Raw genomic sequence first — 4074 nt, 5'->3', positions numbered from 1 at the left:
CAACCGGACCCACCCCGCCTCCCCCACAGGAAGCCAGCTTCTGTTGTTGCTTCGGCCGTTGCCGTTGCTGTTGCCTCTGCGGGTGCAGGGCGCAGCCCTGCCGATAACCCCCTTCTGCGACGGTTCGTCGCACGGCGCTCCCGGGGGGCACCTCTACACTAGCGCGGTGATCCGTGCCTTCCGCCTGCATCGAACCCTGCTCCAGCTCGCCTTCATCGCGACGCTGCTGATGGTGCTCGCACCGCTGGTCAGCCGCGCGCTGCAGGCGCAGCCGATGGATCGTGCGGGCATGGCAGGCATGGACCGTACGGCCATGGGCCACGACATGCGCGACATGGCCATGGCCGGTCACGGTCACCACGCGGCTGCGCCCGCTGTGCCCAGCCCGCCCGCCGATCCGCACGCCATGCATGGCGAGGCCTGCGAGTACTGCGTGCTGGCCATGCGCCTGCTGCCGTGGCTGGCAGTGCTGGTGCTGCTGCTGCCCCTGCTGTGGCGGCCGAAGCTGGTGTTCCCATGGTCACAGCTGCGACTGCCGCTGCTGCATTGGCCGGCACACGCCGCGCGTGGTCCGCCGCTGATCTCCACCGTCCGCTGATTTCCCTATCGAATCCGTCGCACGATGCCTGCAAGGGCGTCGTGCGCGCGTGCGTACCTTGGAGCTGTTCCTATGAAAATGACTTTCCCCGGCGCGGGCGCCCGTGCGCGCCTGCCGTTTGCCCTTGGCGTTGCCTTGGCCGCGCCCTTCGCCCATGCCGCGCCCGCTGAAGAAGCGCGGACGCTGGATACGCTGGTGGTCACCGCCGCCGCACCGTCCTCACCCTTGCACTGGGTGACCGATCCGCGCCTGCCGCGGCAGCCGGTGCCGGCCAGCGATGGCGCCGATTACCTGAAGACCGTTCCCGGCTTTTCCGCCATCCGCAATGGCGGCACCAACGGCGACCCGGTGCTGCGTGGCATGTTCGGTTCGCGGCTGAACATCCTCAGCAACGATGGCAATCTGATTGGTGCGTGCCCCTCGCGCATGGACAATCCGTTGTCGTACATCTCGCCGGAGAGCTTTGACCGGCTGACCATCATCAAGGGCCCGCAGAGCGTGCGCTGGGGTGCGGGTGCGTCTGCGGGCACGGTGCGCTTCGAGCGGGATACCCCACGTTTCGACGAGCCGGGGCTGCGTGCCGACGCCAGCGCGCTGGTCGGTTCGCGCAACCGCAACGACCAGGTGTTGGACCTGACGTTGGGCAATCCGACGGGTTATGTGCGTGCCAGCGGCAATCGCTCCGAAGCCGATGACTACAAGGACGGCAACGGTGATGTGGTTCCGTCGAAATGGCGCAAGTGGAATGGCGACGTAGCCGTTGGCTGGACGCCTGATGCCGATACCCTGCTTGAAGTGTCCGCCGGTGCCGGCGACGCGATCGCGCGCTACGCCGGGCGCGGCATGGACGGTGCCGCGTTCGAGCGCACCAGCTACGCCGCGCGCTTCGAGAAGCGCAACCTGCCCGGGGCGTGGGACACGCTGCAGGCCAACGTGTACTACAACGAAGCCGACCACGTGATGGACAACTACACGCTGCGCGAACCGAACCCGCACAGCATGATGCCGATGCCGATGGCGTCGAACGTGGATCGCCGCACGCAGGGTGGCCGCATCAGCTCCGAATGGCGCTGGCAGGACGTGCAGCTGGTGGCCGGTGTGGATGGCGAGGACAGCCGTCACCGCGGCCGCATGGGCATGGGCCGCAACACTTACAAGCAAGCGGACTGGAACACCGACGCCAACTTCCGCCGCTACGGTGCGTTCACCGAATTGACGCTCGGCACCGACACCGACCAGCGCTGGATCGGCGGCCTGCGCATCGATCGCGCCAGCGTGCGCGATGAGCGTGTCGACATCGGCGGCATGATGATGGCCATGCCCAATCCCACCGCCGGCCAGCGCCGCAGGGAATGGCTGGGCAGTGGCTTCCTGCGCTACGAACAGGATCTCGCCGACGGCCTGACCTGGTATGCCGGCCTTGGCCACAGCCAGCGCATGCCTGACTACTGGGAACTGTTCTCGCCCGATCATGGGCCGGCAGGTGCGGTCAACGCGTTCGCTGGCATCCAGCCCGAACGCACCACCCAGCTCGATGTTGGCCTGCAATACAAAGGCCCGCGCGTGCAGGCCTGGGTCTCCGCCTATGCGGGGCAGATCCAGGACTACATCCTGTTCACCTATCGCGGCAGCGGCATGATGGGCATGAGCCAGGCCGACAACGTGCAGGCACGCATCGCCGGTGCCGAGGCCGGGCTGCAGCTGCAGTTGAATGAGCAGTGGAAGCTGGGTGGCACCCTGGCCTATGCCTGGGGCGAGAACCGCGACCAGCATCGCCCGTTGCCGCAGATGCCGCCGCTGGAAGCGCGCCTGAGTGCTGACTGGGAAGGCCAGCGCTGGAGTGCCGGCGCGCTGGTGCGCGCGGTCACCCATCAGCATCGGGTCGCGGACGGGCAGGGCAACGTGGTGGCACAGGACCTCGGGCCGAGCAGCGGCTTTGCCACGCTGGCGCTCAATGCGGCCTATCGTTTCAGTCCGCAGCTGCAGCTCAGCGCCGGCGTCGACAACCTGTTCGACCGCGCCTACAGCGAGCATCTGAACCTGGCCGGTAGCGCCGATTTCGGCTTCCCGGCCGATCCGGTGCGCATCAACGAGCCCGGCCGCAGCCTGTGGATGAAGGTGAACTACCGGTATTGATCCGCCGGGCATGGCCCGGCGCTACCCATGCGCCGGGCAAAGAAGGTCTGTGTCCAAAGAAAATGGGGTCGGATCCCCGCCAGGTTCCGACCCCGCCCGGCGCCCTCGGCCGGGCCTCCCGACTCTACGACGGCATCGCCCGTTGTGGCGCGCCGGGATACATCCCGACATACACCGACACCGTGCTGCGGACCCTTGCATGGAATGGGCGCACAGCGCTATCGCAGTACCCGTTCCACGCCGGTAAACGCTTGGCACATACCGCTTTTGCGGGGCCTTGCCTACACTCGGCGGCCGTGGATCGCTCAGGATTGTTCATGTTGGCTCGTATCGCTTCGACCCTGGCCCTTGGCCTCAGCCTGGCCGTGCTGGCCGGGTGCGCAGGCAAACAGGAGGCCGCCGCGCGTCGGCAGGGCGAAGCCGTGCCGGTCACCGCGCAGGTCGTGCAGGCGATGCAGTGGAACGACACGCTGCAGGCGCTGGGTACGGCCAAGGCGCGCGAGTCGATCAGCGTGACCGCCAAGGTGAGCGAGATCGTCGAGCGGGTGCATTTCGAAAGTGGCCAGCAGGTCGCTGCCGGCGCGCCCCTGGTGACCCTGCGCGGTCAGGCCCAGAAAGCCGCATTGGTGCAGGCGCAGGCGACCTTCCGCGAAGCCGACCAGTTGTACAAGCGCCAGCGCGAACTGGCGGCACAGCGGTTGGTGTCCAGCGCGACGCTGGACACGCAGAAGTCGATCCGCGATGCCGCCGAAGCACGCGTGGCGCAGATGCAGTCGGACATCGGTGATCGTCGTGTGCGCGCGCCGTTCGCCGGTGTCCTCGGCATCCGCCAGATCAGCCCGGGCACGCTGCTGACGCCGACCACGGTGATCGCCACCCTCGACGACGTCGAGCGCATGCACATCGATTTCCAGGTGCCGGAAGTGGAGCTGGCCGCGCTGACCATCGGCGACAAGGTGCAGGCAACCAGCGTAGCCTGGCCGGGCCGCACCTTCGAAGGCGAGGTCAGCACCATCGATGCACGCATCGACCCGGCTACCCGTGCGGTGACCGTACGTGCCGACTTCGCCAACGGCGACCACGCACTGCGTCCGGGCATGCTGCTCGACGTGCGCCTGTTCCATCCCGATCGACCCGCACTGGTCGTGCCGGAAATCGCGGTGGTGCAGGTCGGTCGCGACAGCTTCATGTACCGCATCAAGGCCGATGACACCGTCGAACGCGTGGACGTGGTCACCGGCGCACGCCGCGCTGGCGTGGTCGAGATCAAGCAGGGCCTGCAGGCAGGCCAGCGCATCGTGGTGGACGGCACCGGCAAGCTGCGTGCAGGCCTGAAGGTG

3 protein-coding genes are annotated in these 4074 nt (G+C 67.6%); all 3 read left to right on the top strand.

The genetic code is table 11. The features are described 5' to 3' along the window. The first annotated feature begins 229 nt into the window (after positions 1-229). Entirely contained in the window at positions 230-598 is a 369-nt protein-coding gene (locus DBR20_RS06710; protein ID WP_108265638.1) for a DUF2946 family protein, read from the top strand. 72 nt (positions 599-670) lie between these two features. Then, on the top strand, positions 671-2734 hold the full coding sequence (locus DBR20_RS06705) for a TonB-dependent copper receptor (protein ID WP_108265631.1): 2064 nt from the start codon (positions 671-673) through the stop codon (positions 2732-2734). Between the two features lie 317 nt (positions 2735-3051). Continuing rightward, positions 3052-4074, top strand: a 1023-nt coding sequence (locus DBR20_RS06700; protein ID WP_181393032.1) for an efflux RND transporter periplasmic adaptor subunit, incomplete at its 3' end; no start/stop codon positions are given.

It is taken from the genome of Stenotrophomonas sp. HMWF023, from assembly GCF_003060985.1.
GTDB classification, from domain to species: Bacteria; Pseudomonadota; Gammaproteobacteria; order Xanthomonadales; family Xanthomonadaceae; genus Stenotrophomonas; species Stenotrophomonas lactitubi.
The sequence above is the reverse complement of the archived record's forward strand: the minus strand, read 5'-3'. Positions and strand labels throughout refer to the sequence as shown.

Coding starts and splice junctions, on each gene's coding strand:
- DBR20_RS06710 (WP_108265638.1), top strand. CDS start 230: ATGGTGCTCGCACCGCTGGTCAGCCGCGCGCTGCAGGCGCAGCCGATG.
- DBR20_RS06705 (WP_108265631.1), top strand. CDS start 671: ATGAAAATGACTTTCCCCGGCGCGGGCGCCCGTGCGCGCCTGCCGTTT.